Annotated in this window: 20 protein-coding genes and 1 pseudogene; 3 read left to right on the top strand and 18 right to left on the bottom strand. The window is 63.6% G+C overall.

Annotated elements, in window-relative coordinates:
* Positions 1–15 precede the first annotated feature (15 nt).
* The 4 genes from fabD to QQL85_RS04185 form a co-directional block, all read right to left on the bottom strand.
* Positions 16–954 (bottom strand): ACP S-malonyltransferase, encoded by a 939-nt coding sequence (fabD, locus tag QQL85_RS04200; protein WP_284355300.1) that lies wholly within the window; start codon positions 952–954, stop codon positions 16–18.
* A gap of 127 nt (positions 955–1081) precedes the next feature.
* Positions 1082–2092 (bottom strand): phosphate acyltransferase PlsX, encoded by a 1011-nt coding sequence (plsX, locus tag QQL85_RS04195; protein WP_284355299.1) that lies wholly within the window; start codon positions 2090–2092, stop codon positions 1082–1084.
* Between the two features lie 3 nt (positions 2093–2095).
* On the bottom strand, positions 2096–2278 hold the full coding sequence (rpmF, locus tag QQL85_RS04190) for a 50S ribosomal protein L32 (RefSeq protein WP_003247154.1): 183 nt from the start codon (positions 2276–2278) through the stop codon (positions 2096–2098).
* A gap of 13 nt (positions 2279–2291) precedes the next feature.
* The gene (locus QQL85_RS04185) at positions 2292–2819 is read right to left on the bottom strand and encodes a YceD family protein (RefSeq protein ID WP_284355298.1); all 528 of its coding nucleotides are present in this window, start codon (positions 2817–2819) and stop codon (positions 2292–2294) included.
* A gap of 96 nt (positions 2820–2915) precedes the next feature.
* On the opposite strand from QQL85_RS04185, the gene QQL85_RS04180 reads away from it, so the two are divergent.
* Positions 2916–3494, top strand: coding sequence for a Maf family protein (locus QQL85_RS04180; RefSeq protein ID WP_284355297.1), 579 nt, complete (start codon positions 2916–2918; stop codon positions 3492–3494).
* Between the two features lie 32 nt (positions 3495–3526).
* On the opposite strand, the gene QQL85_RS04175 is transcribed toward QQL85_RS04180, so the two are convergent.
* The 3 genes from QQL85_RS04175 to rluC are packed head-to-tail and all read right to left on the bottom strand — an operon-like array spanning position 3527 to position 6157.
* A complete protein-coding gene (locus QQL85_RS04175; protein WP_284355296.1) occupies positions 3527–4516 on the bottom strand; it encodes a S49 family peptidase in 990 nt (329 codons plus the stop codon).
* A gap of 6 nt (positions 4517–4522) precedes the next feature.
* A complete protein-coding gene (locus tag QQL85_RS04170) occupies positions 4523–5197 on the bottom strand; it encodes an HAD family hydrolase (RefSeq protein WP_284355295.1) in 675 nt (224 codons plus the stop codon).
* Between the two features lie 3 nt (positions 5198–5200).
* Positions 5201–6157: a 23S rRNA pseudouridine(955/2504/2580) synthase RluC gene (rluC, locus tag QQL85_RS04165; protein WP_284355294.1), complete on the bottom strand. Its 957-nt coding sequence runs from the start codon at positions 6155–6157 to the stop codon at positions 5201–5203.
* Between the two features lie 799 nt (positions 6158–6956).
* On the opposite strand from rluC, the gene rne reads away from it, so the two are divergent.
* Positions 6957–10208, top strand: a complete 3252-nt coding sequence (gene rne, locus QQL85_RS04160; RefSeq protein ID WP_284355293.1) for a ribonuclease E — start codon at positions 6957–6959, stop codon at positions 10206–10208.
* 116 nt (positions 10209–10324) lie between these two features.
* Here the strand turns inward: rne and murB are convergent, their stop codons facing one another.
* The 8 genes from murB to QQL85_RS04120 all read right to left on the bottom strand — a co-directional run bounded on the left by murB (position 10325) and on the right by QQL85_RS04120 (position 17199).
* Complete coding sequence (murB, locus tag QQL85_RS04155) at positions 10325–11344, bottom strand: UDP-N-acetylmuramate dehydrogenase (RefSeq protein ID WP_284355292.1); 1020 nt, start codon at positions 11342–11344, stop codon at positions 10325–10327.
* Positions 11341–11805: a low molecular weight protein-tyrosine-phosphatase gene (locus QQL85_RS04150; RefSeq protein WP_284355291.1), complete on the bottom strand. Its 465-nt coding sequence runs from the start codon at positions 11803–11805 to the stop codon at positions 11341–11343. The genes murB and QQL85_RS04150 overlap by 4 nt, the downstream gene beginning before the upstream one ends.
* Entirely contained in the window at positions 11805–12569 is a 765-nt protein-coding gene (gene kdsB / locus QQL85_RS04145; protein ID WP_284355290.1) for a 3-deoxy-manno-octulosonate cytidylyltransferase, read from the bottom strand. Before kdsB ends, QQL85_RS04150 begins: the two co-directional genes overlap by 1 nt.
* Positions 12566–12751: a Trm112 family protein gene (locus tag QQL85_RS04140; protein ID WP_003247142.1), complete on the bottom strand. Its 186-nt coding sequence runs from the start codon at positions 12749–12751 to the stop codon at positions 12566–12568. The genes kdsB and QQL85_RS04140 overlap by 4 nt, the downstream gene beginning before the upstream one ends.
* A gap of 44 nt (positions 12752–12795) precedes the next feature.
* Entirely contained in the window at positions 12796–13797 is a 1002-nt protein-coding gene (gene lpxK, locus QQL85_RS04135; RefSeq protein ID WP_284355289.1) for a tetraacyldisaccharide 4'-kinase, read from the bottom strand.
* Positions 13797–14231 carry an ExbD/TolR family protein gene (locus QQL85_RS04130; RefSeq protein WP_284355288.1) on the bottom strand — a complete coding sequence of 145 codons (435 nt, stop codon included), beginning with the start codon at positions 14229–14231 and terminating at the stop codon, positions 13797–13799. Before QQL85_RS04130 ends, lpxK begins: the two co-directional genes overlap by 1 nt.
* Positions 14228–14863, bottom strand: coding sequence for a MotA/TolQ/ExbB proton channel family protein (locus QQL85_RS04125; protein WP_028614013.1), 636 nt, complete (start codon positions 14861–14863; stop codon positions 14228–14230). Before QQL85_RS04125 ends, QQL85_RS04130 begins: the two co-directional genes overlap by 4 nt.
* A gap of 122 nt (positions 14864–14985) precedes the next feature.
* Positions 14986–17199, bottom strand: a complete 2214-nt coding sequence (locus tag QQL85_RS04120) for a DNA internalization-related competence protein ComEC/Rec2 (RefSeq protein ID WP_284355287.1) — start codon at positions 17197–17199, stop codon at positions 14986–14988.
* Between the two features lie 142 nt (positions 17200–17341).
* Between QQL85_RS04120 and QQL85_RS04115 the strand changes: the two are divergent.
* Positions 17342–17848 (top strand): annotated as a pseudogene (locus tag QQL85_RS04115) (DUF2062 domain-containing protein); the annotation flags it as partial.
* Positions 17849–17857: 9 nt separating this feature from the next.
* On the opposite strand, the gene QQL85_RS04110 reads toward QQL85_RS04115, so the two are convergent.
* From QQL85_RS04110 to QQL85_RS04100, 3 genes are all read right to left on the bottom strand, one after another.
* Positions 17858–18637: an ABC transporter permease gene (locus QQL85_RS04110; RefSeq protein WP_019098550.1), complete on the bottom strand. Its 780-nt coding sequence runs from the start codon at positions 18635–18637 to the stop codon at positions 17858–17860.
* Positions 18634–19566, bottom strand: a complete 933-nt coding sequence (locus QQL85_RS04105) for an ABC transporter ATP-binding protein (protein ID WP_284355286.1) — start codon at positions 19564–19566, stop codon at positions 18634–18636. The genes QQL85_RS04110 and QQL85_RS04105 overlap by 4 nt, the downstream gene beginning before the upstream one ends.
* Positions 19567–19700: 134 nt before the next feature.
* Positions 19701–20324, bottom strand: a complete 624-nt coding sequence (locus QQL85_RS04100) for a glutathione S-transferase (protein WP_284355285.1) — start codon at positions 20322–20324, stop codon at positions 19701–19703.
* Positions 20325–20481: the final 157 nt, after the last annotated feature.

Genomic DNA, 20481 nt, shown 5'->3' with positions numbered 1-20481 from the left:
GCAAGCTTCTCCAAATCAGGCCAGTGCCGCACGGGTGGCGGCGACGGCGTCAGGGGTATTGAGGTTGTAGGTGGTCACGCCATCGGCGCAACGCTTGTTCAGGCCAGCCAGGACCTTGCCTGGGCCACACTCGACCAGGTTGACCGCACCATTGGCGGCCAGGGTCTGCACGCATTCGACCCAGCGCACTGGCTGGTAGAGCTGCGCCAGCAGGTCGTGCTTGAGCGCATCGAGGTCGGCAGCAATGGCGGCAGTGACGTTCTGCACCACCGGGATCTGCGGGGCCTTCCATTCAATGGCATTGACCGAATCGGCAAAGCGCTCGGCAGCCGGCTTCATCAGGGCACAGTGCGAGGGCACGCTGACCGCCAGCGGCAGGGCGCGCTTGGCACCCTTGGCCTTGCACAGCTCCATGGCGCGGTCCACGGCAGCCTTGTTGCCGGCGATGACCACCTGACCTGGCGAGTTGAAGTTGACAGCGCTGACCACTTGGTCCTCTGCGGCTTCGGCGCAGATTTCAACGACCACCGCATCATCCAGGCCGAGGATGGCGGCCATGGCACCCTGGCCGGCTGGCACGGCTTCCTGCATCAACTGACCACGGCGTTCGACCAGGCGAACGGCGTCCGCCAGGCTGATGCTGCCAGCAGCGACCAGGGCGCTGTACTCGCCCAGGCTGTGACCGGAAACGAAGGCTGGCTGCGCGCCCCCCTCTTCCAGCCACAGGCGCCACAGCGCGATGGACGCAGTGAGGATGGCTGGCTGGGTCTTGTCGGTCTGGTTGAGTTGCTCTTCCGGGCCTTCCTGGACCAGCTTCCACAGGTCGTAACCGAGGGCAGCGGACGCTTCCTTGAAGGTTTCGACGATCACTGGCTTCTCGGCGCCGAGTTCGGCGAGCATGCCCAGCGACTGGGAACCTTGACCGGGAAAGACGAATGCGAGAGATGCAGACATAGAACAAGCCCTTATGATCTTGTCGTCGGATAGGGTGCGCCAGGCCCTGGGCCTGGCGCGGAATCTGAAAACTTGGATGGATACACAGACCAAGCGGTCACATTTAAGCACTTCATGGGCAAAATGCCTAAGGCAACAGGTCTTCGAGGCGCCCATGCAGGCGCTGCGGCAGGTTTTCCTGAATCTCGATCAACGCCCGCTGGATGGCACTCTGGAAGCCCTGCACCCCCGCCGAGCCATGGCTCTTGATGACGATGCCCTGCAACCCCAGGAAGCTGGCGCCATTGTGCCGCGCCGGCGCCAGGTCGGCCTGCAGGCGCTTGAGCAGCGGCATGGCCACCGCCCCGGCTGCCCGCGACAATACGCCACCCTTGAACAACTGCTCGATGCGCCCAGCGATCATCGTCGCCAGCCCTTCGCTGGACTTGAGCAGGATATTGCCGACAAACCCGTCACACACCACCACATCAGCTTCGCCACGGTACAACCCGTCACCTTCAACGAAGCCCACATAGTTGAGCCCTCGGGCGCCCTGCAACAAACTGGCGGCCAGCTTGACCTGCTGATTACCCTTGATGTCCTCGGTGCCGATGTTCAACAGCGCCACACGCGGCCGGTGCACGCCCAGGGCCTGGGCGGCCACCGAGCCCATCACGGCGAACTGGTAGAGGTTCTCGGCACTGCAATCGACATTGGCACCCAGGTCGAGCAACTGGCAGTACCCGGCCTGTGTGGGGATCGCTGCCACCATGGCTGGCCGATCGATACCCGGCAGGGTCTTGAGCACAAAACGCGATAGCGCCATCAGCGCCCCGGTATTACCCGCACTGACACAGGCCTGGGCCTTGCCGTCACGCACCAGTTCGAGGGCGATGCGCATCGACGAATCCGGCTTGCCGCGCAACGCCTGGGAGGGCCGCTCGTCCATGCCGACCACCTCACTGGCGGCGACAATCTGCAGGCGCGCGCGATCCGCAGCCGCTAGGCCACTGACAAGATCTTCCAGGAGGGAGGGTTGACCGACGAGGGTCAGGTGCAGCGAGGGGGTAGCAGAAAGGCAGGCAATGCTAGCCTGGACAATGCTGCGGGGACCGAAGTCCCCGCCCATTGCGTCGATCGCGATGATCTGAGCGGACAAGGATTACTCGTCAGCGCCCTTGTCGACCACTTTGCGACCACGGTATACGCCTTCTGGCGAAACATGGTGGCGCAGGTGAACTTCACCGGTGGTTTTCTCTACCGACAGCGCGTTTTCCGACAGGGCGTCGTGCGAACGGCGCATGTCACGGGCAGAGCGGGATTTTTTGTTCTGCTGAACAGCCATAATTGATTAACTCCTAAACGTTTGGGTCACGCTTTAACTGCGCCAAAACACTGAACGGGTTGGACCGCGATACCTCGTCCTTGCTCGAATCGGGCTCGTCTGCGCCCGCCGGCTGCTGGCATTCTTCCGGATGATGAGCAGGCACGATTGGCAAGGCAAGCAGAAGCTCCTCCTCGACCAATGCCTGCAGATCCAAAGGATCTTCGCCCAGTTCCAGCACGTCATAGCCTTTCGGCAACGACTGGGTATTCGCACCCTCCTTCACCACAGCGTATGTACATTCGCTCTGGATCGGCAGGGTGACCAGCTCAAGACAACGCTGGCAAACCATCTTGACTTCGACGCTCAGCTCGGTGTGGACAACCACCACATGCTGTTCATCTCGTTCAAAATCGAACTTCGCCTGCACCGTACCGACATTGTCGGAAAGCGGGTCGCAGAGTCTTTCCAAATCAGCGAGTTGCAGCGAACCGTTAAGGGTTACGCCACGATCGGCTAATTTGCGCGGGTCAACGTGAGGTGGAATCGGGTCATTCAACATAGGCGCAGCATTCTAGGGATGCCCCCCGCCCCTGTCAAAGGAAATTAGGCGGCATCGTGCGTGATAGAATTTGTTCAACTGATTCAGGAGTCTACCATGCTTCCTCTGTTACTGGCTTCCAGCTCTGCCTATCGCCGCGAACTGCTCGCACGCCTGCGCCTGCCCTTCACCTGGGCAAGCCCCGATATAGACGAACAGCGACAGGATGGCGAGCCCGCCGTCGAACTGGTGCGCCGACTGGCCAGGCAAAAGGCTGAAGCCTTGGCGGACAGCCACCCCGGCCACCTGATCATCGGCTCGGATCAGGTGGCAGTGCTAGGCGAACAGGTGTTGGGCAAGCCGCACACGTTCGAACGCGCCTGCGAGCAGTTGCTCGAATGCAGTGGCCAGCAGGTGAGCTTCCTGACCGGCCTGGCCCTGCTGAACAGCACCACCGGGCAATGTCAGGTGGATTGCGTGCCGTTTACCGTGACCATGCGCGAACTGAGCCGGGAGCGAGTAGAGCGCTATGTAGCGGCGGAACAGCCACTGGATTGCGCAGGGAGCTTCAAGGCAGAGGGGTTGGGGGTGAGCTTGTTTCAGAGCACGCACGGGTGCGATGCGACCAGCCTGATCGGGCTGCCGTTGATTCGACTGGTGGACATGCTGACCAAGGAGGGGATTGTCATCCCTTGATACCTGGGGGCCGCGTTGCGACCCCAGCGCTTTCAGCGCAACTGCGGCCCCTGGAACCCCATCCACATCGCCAGGTGCTCAGCCACGCTGGCACCTACACGCTTGGAGAAGCGGTCGAACGGCGATTCCTGAACGGTGAAGTCCACCAGTTCCTTTTCGCCAACGATCTCGCGCGCCACATAGCTGGCACTGCCCAACCCATCTACCAGGCCCAACGCCTTGGCCTGCTCACCCGACCAGACCAGGCCGCTGAACAGCTCCGGGTGCTCCTTGTCTTTCAGGCGCTCGCCCCGCCCCTGCTTGACCATGGCGATGAACTGCTGGTGCGTGGTATCCAGCACACCCTGCCAGAACCGGGTTTCTTCGGGCTTTTCAGGCGAGAACGGATCGAGGAAGGCCTTGTGCTCACCTGAGGTGTAGGAGCGCCGCTCAACGCCCAGCTTCTCCATGGTGCCGACAAAGCCATAACCGGCCGCCGTCACACCAATGGAACCCACCAGGCTGGCTTTATCGGCGTAGATCTCATCCGCCGCACTGGCAATGTAATAGGCACCGGAAGCGCCAAGATCCGCAATGACCGCATACAGCTTGATCGCCGGGTATTCAGCACGCAGGCGGCGGATTTCGTCGTACACATAACCCGCCTGCACCGGACTGCCGCCCGGACTGTTAATGCGCATCACCACGGCCTTGGTCTTGCTGTCCTTGAATGCATCACGCAGACTCTTGACGATGTTGTCGGCGCTGGCGGCCTCCTGGTCGGCAATCACCCCGCGCACCTCGACCAGCGCGGTATGGCTGGCACTGCGCGACGCGGCCTTGTCCATGTCCATCAGCGGCGTGAACAGCGCCAGAAAGCCGAACAGGTAGATGAAAGTCAGCAGCTTGAAGAAGATTCCCCAACGCCGCGACCGACGCTGCTCCTGCACGCTGGCTAGCAAGGTCTTTTCCAGCAGCTTCCAGCTCTTGCGCTCTTCGCGCTCATCGGGTTCGGCCTCGGGGGCTTTCCATTCGTCTGCCATGCTTACCTACCTTGGAAGTGGAATTGCGGAACCAGCCAGCCACTCGCGCAGCTGGGAAAAGTGATCGATACACACCTGCGGGCCAAATTCGGCCAGCGCCTTCAGCGACATGGCACCATAGCCCACCGCCACCGAATGCATGCCGGCATTGCTAGCCATCTGCAGGTCGAATGCCGAATCTCCGACCATCAGTGCACGCCCCGGTTCGACACCGCAATGACCGAGGATTTCCTCGAGCATCAGCGGGTGCGGTTTGCCACGCGTTTCGTCGGCAGCGCGGGTAATGTCGAAGTACTGCTCCCAGCCATTGGCTTTGAGCACCCGGTCCAGCCCGCGACGCGCCTTGCCGGTGGCCACCGCCAGGCGGTAACCCTCGGCACGGAAGGCATCCAGCGACTCGATCACGCCGTCGAACAGCGGCGAAGGCTGCTGATCCAGCGCCATGTAGATATCGGCATAGTGCTGACGGAAGCTTTCGACCTCAGCAGGCACCAGGTGCGGGTACAGGGTATGGATCGCCTCACCCAGGGCCAGACCGATGATGCCCTTGACCGCGTCATCGCTGCATTGTGCCTCGCCGGCACGCTCGGCGGCGGCATTCATGGCCTCGACAATGCGCCCGATGGAATCGGCCAGGGTACCGTCCCAGTCGAAGATCAGTAGCTCATAGCCTTTCTTCATAGGTCAGGACGCACTCAGACGTTCAATGGTTTTCGCCCAGACTTCATCCACCGGCGCTTCGAGCTTCAGCTCACCACCGTCCGGCAGCGGCACGGTCAGCGCGTAAGCATGCAGGAACAGGCGCTTGCCCCCCAGCTCACGAATTTCGCGAGTGAAGTCTTCGTCACCGTACTTGCTGTCACCGGCAATCATGTGCCCGGCATGCAGGGTGTGCACGCGAATCTGGTGGGTACGCCCGGTGATCGGACGGGCCTCGACAATGGTGGCGAACTCGCCAAAGCGGCGCAGCACGCGGAACAGGGTCAACGCCTCCTTGCCCTCCTCGTTCACTTCGACCATGCGCTCACCGGAGCGCAGGTTGCTCTTGAGCAACGGGGCGTTCACCTGTTTCTTCGCAGTCGGCCAGTGACCACGCACCAGCGCCATGTAGCGCTTGTCGACGCCGTCGCCGCGCAGCGCAGCATGCAGGTGGCGCAGCATGCTGCGCTTCTTGGCGATCATCAGCAGGCCGGAGGTGTCGCGGTCCAGACGATGCACCAGCTCCAGCTCCTTCGCGTCCGGGCGCAGTTGGCGCAGCGCTTCGATCACGCCAAAGCTCAGGCCACTACCACCGTGCACGGCGATGCCCGCCGGTTTGTTCATCACGATCAGCGCTTTGTCTTCGTAGACAATGGCGGCTTCCAGGCGCTGCAGCAGGCCCTGGGCCACCGGCGCCGGCGCGTCACGCTCCGGCAGGCGCACGGGCGGCACCCGCACGATGTCGCCGGCCTGGATTTTATACTCCGGCTTTACCCGCCCCTTGTTCACCCGCACTTCACCCTTGCGCAGGATGCGGTAGACCAAGGTTTTAGGCACGCCCTTGAGGGCCGTGATGAGGAAGTTGTCGATGCGTTGGCCGGCAAGCTCCGGCGCGACTTCGATCAGCTGAACGCCGGAAGTCGGAGGGGTATTGGTCGTCATTGGCGGGATCATAACAATTTTTTATGGAATTGAAGCACTTAATCATTGCTGCTATAGTCGCGAACGCCGCCAAAAGCGGCAGGCCAGCGGCATCAGGCTCCAAGCCGACCCCTGACCAACGTAATTCTCCAGGACGCGAGGCCGTCCTACGGGGTTTTCGCCAGTTTACCGAATTGCCTGGAATCGCCACCAGCGCTGTGTAGAGAAGACCGAAAAAAAACGACAAGTGCGGTGTTTCACCTGCTTACCCGATTCTTTTCGCTGCACCTCTGCCCGCCCCGTCGCTTCCACGCAACGCCCGGCGAATGCTTCGGAAATACCTGCCTTGGACATGAATGGCGCCAGTGCAGTACCTGCACTGGCGAAAAATGCAACCCGTTGCGGATTCAGCGCGCGGCAGCACCCGAATTATCAGGGATACGTGCAGGGTGGAGATGCACAGCCCTCGGACCGTGTAGCACCGCGTCCGGCCACCAGCCCACTGACGGCTGGCGAGCGGATAAGGTCCTGATACAGATGCCCCCGGGCGTCCACGGCTGACGGTTGATTCCTCCTCCTGACTGAGTGCACAAGGCCCGCTTGGTTGATTCGGATACCTATTCGAAGCCACCGGGGCCTTGTTGGCACCGCAGCAAACAGGACGCGTCGTCGCGACAACGGCAGGCTGGGCAACCGGCTGGTGCCGAACGTTGCTCGACACGGGGGTGGCCCCGCCACCCTTTGCGCACCTTGGCACCGACCATGAGACGTCGTGTGTGCCGAACGCCGTTTCCGGCAGCCCGGAAACCGACGGTACAACATGAAAAGAATGCTGATTAACGCAACTCAACCCGAAGAGTTGCGTGTAGCCCTGGTGGACGGCCAACGTCTCTACGACCTGGACATCGAGTCTGGCGCGCGTGAGCAGAAAAAGGCCAACATCTACAAAGGCAAGATCACCCGCATCGAACCCAGCCTCGAAGCCGCCTTCGTCGACTTCGGCTCCGAACGTCACGGCTTCCTGCCGCTGAAAGAAATCTCCCGCGAATACTTCAAGAAAGCCCCTGAAGGCCGGGTCAACATCAAGGAAGTGCTCAGCGAAGGCCAGGAAGTCATCGTCCAGGTCGAGAAGGAAGAGCGCGGCAACAAAGGCGCCGCCCTCACCACCTTCATCAGCCTGGCTGGCCGCTACCTGGTGCTGATGCCCAACAACCCGCGTGCAGGTGGCATTTCCCGCCGCATCGAAGGCGAAGAGCGCAACGAACTGCGTGAAGCCCTGAACGGCCTGACCGTACCGGGCGACATGGGCCTGATCGTCCGTACTGCCGGCCTTGGCCGCAGCAGCGAAGAAATGCAGTGGGACCTCGACTACCTGCTGCAACTGTGGACCGCCATCAAGGAAGCGTCCCTGGACCGCGCCGCGCCGTTCCTGATCTACCAGGAAAGCAACGTCATCATCCGCGCCATCCGCGACTACCTGCGCCAGGACATCGGTGAAGTGCTGATCGACAGCATCGATGCCCAGGAAGAAGCCCTGACCTTCATCCGCCAGGTGATGCCGCAGTACGCCAGCAAGGTGAAGCTGTACGAAGACAGCGTGCCGCTGTTCAACCGCTTCCAGATCGAAAGCCAGATCGAAACCGCCTTCCAGCGCGTGGTCGACCTGCCGTCCGGTGGCTCGATCGTGATCGATCCGACCGAAGCACTGGTGTCCATCGACATCAACTCGGCGCGCGCCACCAAAGGCAGCGACATCGAAGAAACCGCCCTGCAGACCAACCTGGAAGCAGCCGAGGAAATCGCCCGCCAGCTGCGCCTGCGTGATATCGGCGGCCTGATCGTCATCGACTTCATCGACATGACCCCGGCGAAGAACCAGCGCGCCGTGGAAGAACGCGTGCGCGAATGCCTGGAAGCCGACCGCGCCCGCGTGCAGGTTGGTCGCATTTCGCGCTTCGGTCTGCTGGAAATGTCGCGTCAGCGCCTGCGCCCATCGCTGGGCGAAAGCAGCGGTATCGTCTGCCCACGCTGCTCCGGCACCGGCATCATCCGTGACGTCGAGTCGCTGTCGCTGGCCATCCTGCGCCTGATCGAAGAAGAAGCCCTGAAGGACCGCACCGCCGAAGTCCGTGCACAAGTACCGATCCCGGTGGCCGCATTCCTGCTCAACGAGAAACGCAACTCGATCACCAAGATCGAACTGCGCACCCGTGCGCGCATCATCATCCTGCCGAACGATCACCTGGAAACGCCGCACTTCGAAGTCCAGCGCCTGCGCGACGACAACCCGGAAGTGCTGAACAACCAGTCCAGCTACGAAATCGCCGCCTCCGAAACCGAAGAAGCGCCGCAACCGACTGCCACCCGCACTCTGGTACGCCAGGAAGCTGCGGTGAAGACCGCCCCTGCCCGCGCCAATGCGCCAGTACCGACCGCCGACGAAGCGCCGCAACCTGCCACGCCAGTCGCCCCTGCCCCGAGCGCCCCGGAGCCAAGCCTGTTCAAGGGCCTGGTGAAGTCGCTGGTCAGCCTGTTCGCCGGCAAGGACGAGCCCGCCGCCGCACCGGTTGTTACCGCCGCCGAAAAACCGGCAGCCGAGCGCAGCCCACGCAACGAAGAACGCCGTAACGGTCGCCAGCAGAGCCGCAACCGCAACGGCCGCCGCGACGAAGAGCGCAAGCCGCGTGAAGAACGTGCCGAGCGCGCGCCACGCGAAGAGCGCCAGCCACGCGAGGAACGCGCACCGCGTGAAGAGCGTGCGCCACGTGAAGAACGCGCCCCACGCGAAGAGCGTGCACCGCGTGAAGAACGTGCACCACGCCAGCCACGCGAAGATCGCCGCAGCAACCGTGGCGAAGAGCGCGTGCGCGAACTGCGTGAGCCGCTGGACGCCACCCCGCCAGCCGAACGCGAAGAGCGCCAGCCACGTGAAGAGCGTGTAGCGCGTGAAGAACGCGCTCCACGCGAAGAGCGTGCACCACGTGAAGAACGCGCACCTCGCGAAGAACGTGCGCCACGTGAAGAACGTGCCCCTCGCGAAGAACGCACCCCGCGTGAAGAGCGTGCACCACGCGAAGAACGCACCCCGCGTGAAGAACGTGCCCCGCGCCCACCACGCGAAGAGCGTCAGCCACGCGTAGCCGAAGAAGCGGCCGAGCAGGCTGCCGAACTGGCCGAAGAGCAACTGCCTAACGAAGAGCTGCTGCAAGACGAGCAGGAAGGCTCCGATGGCGAGCGCCCGCGCCGCCGCTCGCGTGGCCAGCGTCGTCGCAGCAACCGTCGTGAGCGTCAGCGCAACGCCAATGGTGAGCTGATCGACGGCGAAGAAGAAGGCAGCGAAGAGCAGCCACAACAGCACCAGGCCACCGAGCTGGGCGCCGAACTGGCCGCGGGCCTGACCGTGACTGCCGCTGTTGCCACCCGCAACATCAGCACTGACGCCGAAGCCCAGGCCAACCAGCAGGCCGAACTGGCCACCGCCGAAGTCGCTGCGGTAGCAGAGGCCGACAACAGCGAAGCCGCCCTGCCGGTCGAGCAGGCTGAAAAGGTCGAGCAGGTCGAAGCTGTCGCCAAAGCTGAAGAAGTTGCAGTGGCCCCAGTGGTCGAGCAGCCTGTCAGCGAGCCGGTTGTCGTGGCCGAGGTAACTGCCCAGCCAGTGGTCGAAGTCGCTCCACAGCCAGTGGCTGAAGAAGCGCCTGCTGCCGAACCGGTGATCGTTGCCGAAGCACCTGTTGAAGCGCCTGCCGTCGAAGCGGGTGAAATCGAACAGGCTCCGGCCGTGATTGAAACCGCTCCGGTTGCCGAGCAGCCTGCACCGGTTGTCGAAGCCCAGCCAGAAGTAGTGGCCGAGCCTGCACCTGCGGTCGTCGAACCTGCCCCGGTCGAAGCCCCGGTCGAGGTAGAAGCGGCTACTGTCATGCTGGCCAACGGCCGTGCGCCGAACGACCCGCGTGAAGTGCGCCGCCGCAAGCGTGAGGCCGAGGCCGCCGCCAAAGCCGCGCAGGAAGCTGCTGCAGCCTCCGAGGAGCCAGCCCTGGAAGCCGCCGATGAGCACAAGCCTCACCACGGTTGATCGACAAGGCTGAATGAAAAAGCCCCGCCAGTGCGAACTGGCGGGGCTTTTTCTTGGGCTAGCGCTTTAGGTCAGTGCTGGCTGGCGCGCCTACAAAGAGCAGCATCGGCATCGCATCAGTAAAGGTTAGGCTCCATCTCCAGCTCCACCCCGAACCGCTCCAGGATATCTGCCTGGATCCGCCGCGCCAGCGTATGCATCTGCGCCCCGCTCGCCTGGCCATAGTTGACCAGTACCAGCGACTGCAAGCGATGCACCCCCGCATCACCGTCGCGATGGCCCTTCCAGCCCGCCTGCTCGATCAACCAGCCCGCTGCCAGCTTCACCTGGCCATCGGCCTGAGGATAAGCCACCACGCCTGGGTACTGCGCACGAATGCGTTCGACCTGCAGGGCTGTCACCACAGGGTTCTTGAAGAAGCTCCCGGCATTGCCGAGCTGCGCCGGGTCTGGCAGCTTTTCGCGGCGAATGCTGCAAATTGCATCGCTGATAGCCTGCGCGGTCGGTTCGGTCACGCCCTGCTCCGCCAGGCGCTGACGCACCGGACCATAGTCCAGGTGGGCCTGCAGGGTACGGTTCAAGGCAAAACGCACGCGCAGGATCAACCAGCGCCCGGGGTTGCGCTTGAACAGGCTGTCGCGATAACCGAAGGCACATTCCGCCAAGCCGAAGTCACGCAGTTCGCCCGTCTCGCGGTCCAAGGCCGTCAGGCCAGCAAACACGTCCTTGATCTCCACCCCATAAGCGCCCACGTTTTGCATCGGCGCGGCACCCACGGTGCCGGGAATCAGGCTGAGGTTTTCCAACCCGCAATAGCCCTGCGCCAACGTCCACTGCACAAACGGGTGCCACGGCTCACCGGCCTCGGCCTCGACCACGATGCGTTCGCCATCGTCACTGAGCACGCGACGACCACGGCTGGCCATGTGCAGCACCAGCGCATCGATATCACGCGTAAGCAGCAGGTTGCTGCCGCCGCCAATCACCAGCACCGGCAAGCGCTGCTGATGCGCCTGACTCAGCGCCTGACGTACCTGCTGGTCATCCTGCGCCTGGCTGAAGTAGCGCGCCTTCACGTCGATGCCGAAGGTGTTGTACGGCTTGAGCGATACCTGCTCCTGCCACTGCACTGTCATAGCCGCCCCTTGATTTCCAGCACCAGCGCCTGGCACGCCGCCTCGACCAGGTCGAGCACCTGCTCGAAGCCGTCGGCACCGCCGTAGTATGGATCCGGCACTTCATCCAGCGCCGAACCATAGCGGCGCAGGAACAAGTCGAGTTCACCTGCCGCCGCGTGCGGGCGCAGGGCGCGCAGGTCACGCAGATTGCTTTCGTCCATGGCCAGAATCAGATCGTACTCGGCAAAATGCGCCGCCTTGACCTGCTGGGCACGCTGCTGCGACAAGTCGTAACCGCGCGCCAGCGCCGCCTTGCAGGTACGGCTGTCAGGCGCCTTGCCGACATGCCAGTCGCCGGTGCCGGCAGACGCCACCTGCACCTGGTCTGCCAGCCCGGCAGCCTGTAATTGATGGCGCAGCACGCCTTCGGCGGTGGGCGAGCGACAGATGTTGCCCAGGCACACGAACAGGACGCGCATCAGGCCTCCAGCAAGCGCCTTACGCGCTCCAGGTCTTCAGGGGTGTCTACGCCCACGGCGGGCGCCTCGATGGCGTCCTCGACGTGAATGCGCACGCCATGCCACAGGGCACGCAGTTGCTCCAGCGCTTCGGTCTGTTCGAGCCAGCACGGCCCCCAGCCTACGAAGTCTTGCAGGAAGCCAACGCGGTAGGCGTACATGCCGATATGACGGCGATACGGCACGCCCTGCGCCAGCACATTGCGGTCCTTGGCAAAGGCATCACGGGCCCAGGGCAGCGGCGCACGGCTGAAGGTCAGGGCCAAGCCATGCTTGTCACTGACCACCTTGACCGCGTTAGGGTTGAACACGGTTTCCGGCTCATGGATCGGCTCGGCCAGGGTGGCGATGCCAGCCTCTGGATGCGCAGCCAGGTTGGCCGCCACCTGGTCGATGATGACCGGCGGAATCAGCGGCTCGTCGCCCTGCACGTTGACCACGATGGCGTCAGCTGGCAGGCCCAGGTGCGCGGCCACTTCGGCCAGGCGGTCGGTGCCCGACTCATGGTCGGCGCGGGTCATCAGCACTTGCGCGCCGAAGGCCTGGCAGGCTTCAAAGATGCTGGCGTCGTCGGTGGCGATAACCACACGGCTGGCAGCGCTTTTACGCGCCTGCTCCCACACATGCTGCACCATCGGCTTGCCAGCAATCGCCAGCAGGGGCTTGCCCGGCAGGCGCGTGGAGCGCAACCGGGCGGGAATCACGACCGTGAAGTCCAGGCTCATTTGTCCAGGCGCTCGTCATCAGTCAGGGTGCGCGCCTCGCTTTCCAGCATGACCGGGATGCCGTCGCGGATCGGGTAGGCCAAGCCGGCGCCCTTGCTGATCAGCTCGGTCTTGTCAGCGCTGAGCTTGAGCGGACCTTTGGTGATCGGGCAGGCCAGGATATCGAGCAGTTTGGTGTCCATTGAAAGCGTCCTTTAGGCCGGGTGGCCGGAAATTGAAAACGGGCTCAGGGCTTGCGCAACAGGTGCTGCAACTGGCTGTCGAACCAGGCGCTGAACGCCGGCGTGGGCTGCGCCTCGACGGCCAGGTACCACCAGTCGTCAGCGGCGAAGGCCCGGCACTTCACCGCATCCTTCTCGGTCATGACCAACGGCAGCGGCGGGTTGAACGCCAGGCGCTGGGCGGTGAACTGCGCATGGTCGGCGAAGGGGTGCGGCACCGGCTGCCAGTTTAGCCCCAGCAGGGTATTGAAGAAACGTTGCGGGTTACCGATACCGGCGACCGCGTGCAGGCGCTGGCCTGCGGGGAAGTGGTCAAGCGCGCGGCGTTCGCCACTGCGCAGGTTGACCAGCGCGGACGGCTGCAGGCAGAAACCAAACCCATCGACGCGGTCTGCACTGGCGCCATTGAACAGCACCGCATCGACGTCCTGCAGGCGTTCGGCGGGCTCTCGCAGAGGCCCTGCGGGCAGGCAACGGCCATTGCCCAGGCCGCGAGCGGCATCGATCAGTACCAGTTCCAGGTCGCGAGCCAAGCGGTAGTGCTGCATGCCGTCGTCGCACAAGATCAGGTCGAGCGGTTCGCTGGCCAGCAGCGCCTGCACGGCACGGGAGCGGTCGGGGTCGATCATCAGCGGCACGCCCGTGCGCTGCACGATAAGCAGCGGCTCATCACCCGCCTGCTCGGCAGCTTGGTCAGCCTGCACACGCCAGGGCAACTGCGGCGGCTTGGCGCCATAACCACGGCTGACCACGCCCACCTTCAGCCCTTGTTGACGGCAGTGCTCGATCAACCAAAGGATCATCGGCGTCTTGCCGGTGCCACCGACGGTGATATTACCCACCACGATAACCGGCACGGGCGCCTGGTAGCGGGTACTTTCGCCACTCAGGAAACGCGCCCGCTTGCGGGTAACCACGCGGCGGTACAGCGCCTCCAGCGGGCGCAGCAACGCCAGGGCCGGATGCCCCGCGTACCAGGCAGCAAGCAAACGGTCGGCGAAGGCCATCAAGGCGTGCCCTGGGCCGCCTCGACGGTGGTCATGCGCAACTGGCTGAAACCGAGCTTGCCGGCGGCATCCATCGCAGTGACCACCGCCTGGTGCGGGGTCTTGCCGTCGGCGCTGATGGCCAGCGGCAGCTTGTTGTCACCGCCCGACTCTCGCTCAATGGCTTCACTCAGGGTGGCCAGGTCGCTCTTGGGCAACAGGTGGTTGTTCACCGAGTACACGCCTTCGGCACTGATGGTGACTTCCACCAGCTTGCCCTGGTCGGCCGGCGCCTGCTCGGCGCTGGCGGCCTCGGGTAGCTCGACACGCAGTTGGGTCTCGCGGGTGAAGGTGGTGGTGACCACGAAGAACAGCAGCAGGACGAACACCACGTCGATCAGCGACGCCAGGTTGATGTCGACGCTCTCCCGCTGGCGATTGCGCCGGAACTTCACGCCTTGCCTCCGGCCACTTCCACTTCGCGGTCGCCCTGGATCACTTCCACCAGCTTGATCGCCTCTTGTTCCATACCTACCACCAGCTCATCGATGCGGCGCAGCAGGAAACGGTGGAAGAACACCGCCGGGATACCGACCATCAGGCCGGCCGCAGTGGTGACCAGGGCCTTGGAGATACCACCGGCCAGCACGGACGCATTGGCGGTCATCTGCGAGCCCATGAAGGCACTGAAGATGTCGATCATGCCCAACACGGTGCCCAGCAGGCCCAGCAGCGGGGCCATGGCGGCGATAGTGCCGAGGGTGCTGATGTAGCGCTCCAGCTCGTGAATGACGCGCGAGGCGGCTTCTTCGATGCACTCTTTCATGATTTCGCGGCCATGGCGCGAATTGGCCAGGCCCGCGGCGAGGATTTCGCCCAGCGGCGAATCGGCGCGCAGGGCCTTGAGCTTGTCACTGGTCAGTTGCTTGTCCTTGATCCACATCCACACCTGGCCCAGCAGGTGCGGCGGGGTAACGCGACTGGCGCGCAGGGTCCACAGGCGCTCGACAACGATAGCCATGGCAGCGATGGAACTCAGAATGATCGGCAGCATCATCCAACCACCGGACTTGACCAATTCCCACACAGTAAACGCCCCTTCGGAAAAAGGCCGCCACTCTACCATAGGCGCGCCGAGGGCTCATCTGCCGGAGGTCAGGGAATTCGTCACATGTGCCTGCGCAGAGTGTTGTCGGCGCGGCCAAAGGCCTACTCAGCCTCGGCCCGCCAGAATCGCCGCTGGCTGCGCACACCCTCAGCCTCCCCCTGCTGCCCCAGCACCAACCGCAACGCCCCCTGCACCGCAGTGTCATGCATCACCACCCCATGCCGCCGATACCGCTCCACCACCTGCGCATGCGGGTGCCCGAAGCTGTTGTTGCGCCCCCGCGATATCAACACCCCGCGCGGTGCCGTGGCCTGAATGAACGCCTCGCTGGACGAGCTGCGGCTGCCATGGTGCGGCGCCTGCAGCCAATCCATTCGCGGGATTTCAGTGGCCGCCAGCCAGGCCCGTTCAGCACCGGCCTCCATATCGCCCGCCAGCAGCAACCGCTCGCCCTGCGCCTCGACCAGCAGCACGCAAGAGCGGTCATTGCTGCTCTGTCCGTCGGCCCAGCGCCATAGCGAAAACCGCACGCCATCCCAGTCCCATTGCTCGCCGCTGACACAAGGTTGCAACGGAACATCGTCCAGCGCTTCCCCACCGATCATCCGCCGGACCGGCAGACCTCGCTGGATGGCCGCAGCACCGCCCGCATGGTCGGCATGGGCGTGACTGACCAGCATCAAGTCAAGGCCCGCCACCCCCAGCTTGCGCAAGGTCGGCAACACCACCCGCTCGCCCAGATCGGTTTCACCCTTGGCCGGCCCGGCGTCATACAACAGGCTGTGATGACGGGTACGCAACAGCACCGCCAGCCCTTGGCCAACGTCCAGCTGCCAGACCTCGACCTGCCCGAACGGCACCGGCTCTCTGGGCACCCACAAGGCCAGCAGCATCACGCCACCCAACCCGCGTAGCGGCACGCCACGCGGCAACAAAACCAACAGAGCCCCAAGACATACCAACAGCCAAGCCCACAACGGCAAGGCCGAAGGCACCCATGCAGGCTGTTGTTGCGCAACCCGCCCCAGTAGCCGGAACAGCACATCCAGCAGCCCGCCCGCCAGCCATAACAACGCCTCCCCTACCCCGGCCAACGGCAGCAGCACGGTACCCAGCAGCGCCAACGGCAACACTGCCAGGCTGATCCACGGCACCGCCACCAGATTGGCCAACGGCGCACTCAAGCTCACCGGCAGGCCAGTCGCCAACAATACGGGCAGCAAACCAATGGCGATGACCCATTGTGCGCGTGTCCAGGCTTGCCAGGGCCGCCAGCCCCCTAGCCGGGCACTGAAGCAGTAGATAAGGGTGGCCACTGCGGTAAACGACAGCCAGAACCCCGGCAACAGTGCCGCCAGCGGTTCGACCAGCAACACCACGATCAGCGCCAGCAACAGCGGCAACATTGCACCGAGGTGGCGAAAACGCAGGCGCCAGAGCAACACCACGGCCAGCATCAGGCAGGCACGCTGCACCGGCACGCCCGCACCGGCCAGCCAACCGTAGGCCAGCGCAGCGGCCATGGCCAGGCCACACGCCCAAGGCAGCCACGGCAGCCGTGCAGGCCAAAGCCCCCAACGCGCCAGCCCGGCGACCAGGCCATACAGCAAACCGGCCACCAGGCCGATGTGCTGGCCAGAAATCACCAGCAGGTGCACCGTGCCAGTGGCCTGCAACGTCTGCCAGTCCTCCCGGGCCAGACCCGCCCCATCGCCCAGCACCAGTGCCACCAACGCCGCCGCTCGGCCGTTGGCCTCGACCGCAAGCAAGCGCTGACGCAGCGCATCGCGCCAACCACCGGTTACTGGCGCCAGCAACTGCCCCGCCTTGACCGTACCCGTGGCGCCCACCCGCCGCGCCAGCAGTTGCGCCTCACGGTCCGGCCCATGCGGGTTCAACAGCCCGGCCGGACGCTGCAAGGTCACGGCCAGCCGCCACTGCTCGCCCGCCCGCAGTGGCGGCCCGCCGAACCAGCTCAGTTGCAGGCGCTGCGGCAGCTCGGCCCGCCGCGAGCGTGCCGCGTCCAGCTCGAAGCGCACGCCTTGTGCCGTTCGGGCCGGCAAACCGACCACCCGCCCCTCCAGCCACAAGGTGCGGCCATCCAGGCGGGTAGCCAGTCGATCATCAAGGGCCTGCTGGGCAGACCAGCAAGCCCAACACAGGCCCAGCAGAAAACAGCCCAACGGCCACACGCGGGTGTACAGGCTGGCGACAGCGCAGGCAGCCAGCGTTATCAACCATCCGACCGATGGCAATGCGGGGAAAAAGCCCAGGCACAACAGCCCGAGCGCGAGCGCAAACATCCCTGTGCGCATGAAGTAGAGCTCCAGAAGCCAAATCACCTTCTGAGGCATAGCCCAATTGCCGGCAACCCTTGCTCAACAATTGTCACAAACTCTAAACGAGGCTGAACAGGATTAAGGGCATACTGCCCGGATCAACGCTCCGGGAGCCTACATGCCGCGCCGACTTTTCAAACGCTACATGCCGGACCCGACCAGCATTCGGGAACACAAGTCCTTACGCTTTTTCGGCAAGTTGCTGCATGACCCGAACCTCTGGCACCTGAACCGCCATTCGGTGGCACGGGCCATGGGGGTGGGCCTGTTCGCAGCGTTGATCCCGATGCCAGCGCAAATGCTGCTGGCCGTCGCGCTGGCCATTCCGGTGCGCGGCAACCTGCCAATCGCTGTGAGCCTGGTATGGCTGACCAACCCGCTGACCATGCCGCCGGTGTTCTTCGTCACCTACATGACCGGCGCCTGGCTGATGCAGGTGCCGCCGCGGACCCTGCCCGACGAGCTGACGTTCCAATGGATCACCGACCAACTGTCCACGCTATGGCAGCCCTTCCTGCTTGGCTCGGTGGTGTGCGGCGTGGTGCTGGGCATCGCCGGCTACTTCGCCACCATGCTGTATTGGCGCTGGTGGGTGGGCCGGCAGTGGCGCCGCCGCCAATGCCGGTGCAAGGCCTCAGGCCCGCATGCCGCGGCCGCTGACCAGCAAGCGAACACACACACCATAGAGCACTGCGGTGGCGACCAGCATGAAGGTGATCGCCGTGCCAATGCTGATGTCCGACACCCCTAGGATGCCGTAGCGGAACGAGTTGACCATGTGCAGCACCGGGTTGGCCAGCGACACGGTCTGCCAGAACGGCGGCAGCAGATTGATCGAGTAGAACACCCCGCCCAGGTAGGTCAGCGGCGTCAGCACGAAGGTGGGGATGATCGAAATATCGTCGAAGTTGCGTGCAAATACCGCGTTGACGAAGCCCAGTAGCGAGAAGATGGTGGCAGTCAGCAGCACCACGACCACCGTCACACCCAGGTGATGCACCTGCAGGTCGGTGAAGAACATCGACAGGATGGTCACGATCACCCCAACCGCCAACCCGCGCAACACACCGCCCAGCACATAGCCGACCAGGATGGTGTGTGGCGATACCGGCGACACCATCAATTCTTCGATCGAGCGCTGGAACTTGCTGCCGAAGAAGCTCGACACCACGTTGCCGTAGGAGTTGGTGATCACCGACATCATGATCAGCCCCGGCACGATGTACTGCATGTAGGTGAAGCCACCCATGTCGCCGATCTGCCGGCCGATCAGGTTACCGAAGATAACGAAGTACAACACCATGGTGATGGCCGGCGGCAGCAAGGTTTGCGGCCAGATACGCAAGAAGCGCCGTACTTCGCGGTAGACGATCGTGTTCAGGGCGACCCAGTTGGTGCGCAGTTCCACACTCATACAGCCACCTTCGACAGGTTTTTTTCCACCAGGGACACGAACAGCTCCTCGAGTCGGTTGGTCTTGTTGCGCAGGCTCTGCACCTCGATGTTCTGCAACGCCAGCTGGCCGAACAGCGCGGTGATGCCGATGTCCTTGTCCACCTGCACCTCAAGGGTGTGCGGGGTCAGCAGCCGGCACGGGTAGCCTTGCAGCACCGGCGCGCTGGCCAGCTCCTGCTTGATGTCGAGCACGAAGGTTTCGACATGCAGCTTGCCCAGCAACTGGCGCATGCTGGTGTTCTCGACGATGGTGCCGTGGTCGATGATGCCGATGTTACGGCACAGCTGCTCAGCCTCTTCCAGGTAGTGGGTGGTGAGGATGATGGTGATGCCTTTCTGGTTCAGATCGGTGAGAAAGCTCCACATCGAACGGCGCAGCTCAATGTCCACGCCTGCGGTGGGTTCGTCGAGAATCAGCAGGCGTGGCTCGTGGATCAGTGCGCGGGCAATCATCAAACGGCGCTTCATGCCGCCCGACAACGAACGCGACTGCACATCACGCTTGTCCCACAGGCCCAGCTGGGTCAGGTACTGCTCGGCGCGTTCCTTGGCCAGCTTGGGCGGAATACCGTAGTAACCCGCCTGGGTCACGACGATGTCGAAGGTTTTCTCGAATTGATTGAAGTTGAATTCCTGCGGCACCACGCCCAGGCAACGCTTGAGCGCCGAAGGCTCGCGGTCCAGGTCATGGCCGAACACGTTCACCGTGCCGCTGGTCTTGTTCACCAGGGTGGAGAGGATGCCGATGGTGGTGGACTTGCCGGCGCCGTTGGGGCCGAGCAAGGCGAAGAAGTCGCCTTCGGCGACATCGAGGTCGATGCCTTTAAGGGCCTGAAAGCCATTGCCGTAGGTCTTGGTGAGCTGTCGGATGGACAGGGCGGAACTCATAGCGGGTCACTTACCAAGGAAAAAGGTGCAGGACACGCCAGGTAAAGTCACTGGCGCAGTGAGTGCGGCCAATGGTGCAAGGCCGGGCCGCACAAGTACAGTCACATCTATTGATAATGACTATCGAAGCAGGGTCAGGTGAGCGCGGTCATCACCGCAGCCTGATAGGCTGGGCGCTGTTTGAGGCGCTCGTACCAGGCTTCCAGGTGGTACATGGCGGGGCGCTCGATGGGCATTTCGAACCAGGCATAGATGAAGCTACCCAGTGGGATGTCGCCCATGCCGATCTGGTCACCGGACAGGTATGGCTGTTTGGCCAGGGTTTCATCGGCAATGGCCAGAAGCTGGGCGCACTGCTTGTGTGCGGCGTTGATCGCCACCCAATCGCGCTGGTCTTCCGGCGTGCGCAGAAGGCCCCAGAACAGCGGGCGGAACGGTGCGGCAAAGGAGGAAGTGGTCCAGTCCATCCACTTATCGGCCAGAGCGCGCTGACGCGGGTCTTCCAGGTACCAGCCCTGCTCGGTGCCGTACTCGGCGCACAGGTAGCGGACGATGGTGTTGGACTCCCACAGGGTCAGGTCGCCGTCTTCGAGCATGGGCACCAGGCCGTTGGGGTTGCGGGCGCGGTAGTGCGGCTCGTTGACCACACCGAAGGCGCCGCCGGCGTCGATGGATTCGAAGTCCAGGCCCAGCTCGTGGGCGATCCACAACGCCTTGCGCACATTGCTCGAGTTCTTGCGGCCCCAGATCTTCAGCATGGCAACGTCCTTAATGAATGCAGAGGTGGTGCAGTCTACTCCAGAGTTTCGCCGCCTGTACCGGCCTCTTCGCGGGTTCACCCGCGAAGAGGCCGGTACAGGCAAACACAGAACTGAAACTCCGGCAGCCACACCCTGTCACTGTTCTGAACCTGCC

The organism is Pseudomonas putida (assembly GCF_030159595.1).
Classification (GTDB): domain Bacteria; phylum Pseudomonadota; class Gammaproteobacteria; order Pseudomonadales; family Pseudomonadaceae; genus Aquipseudomonas; species Aquipseudomonas putida_AC.
Note: the sequence above shows the minus strand (reverse complement) of the source record. Positions and strands in the feature narration are given on the sequence as shown.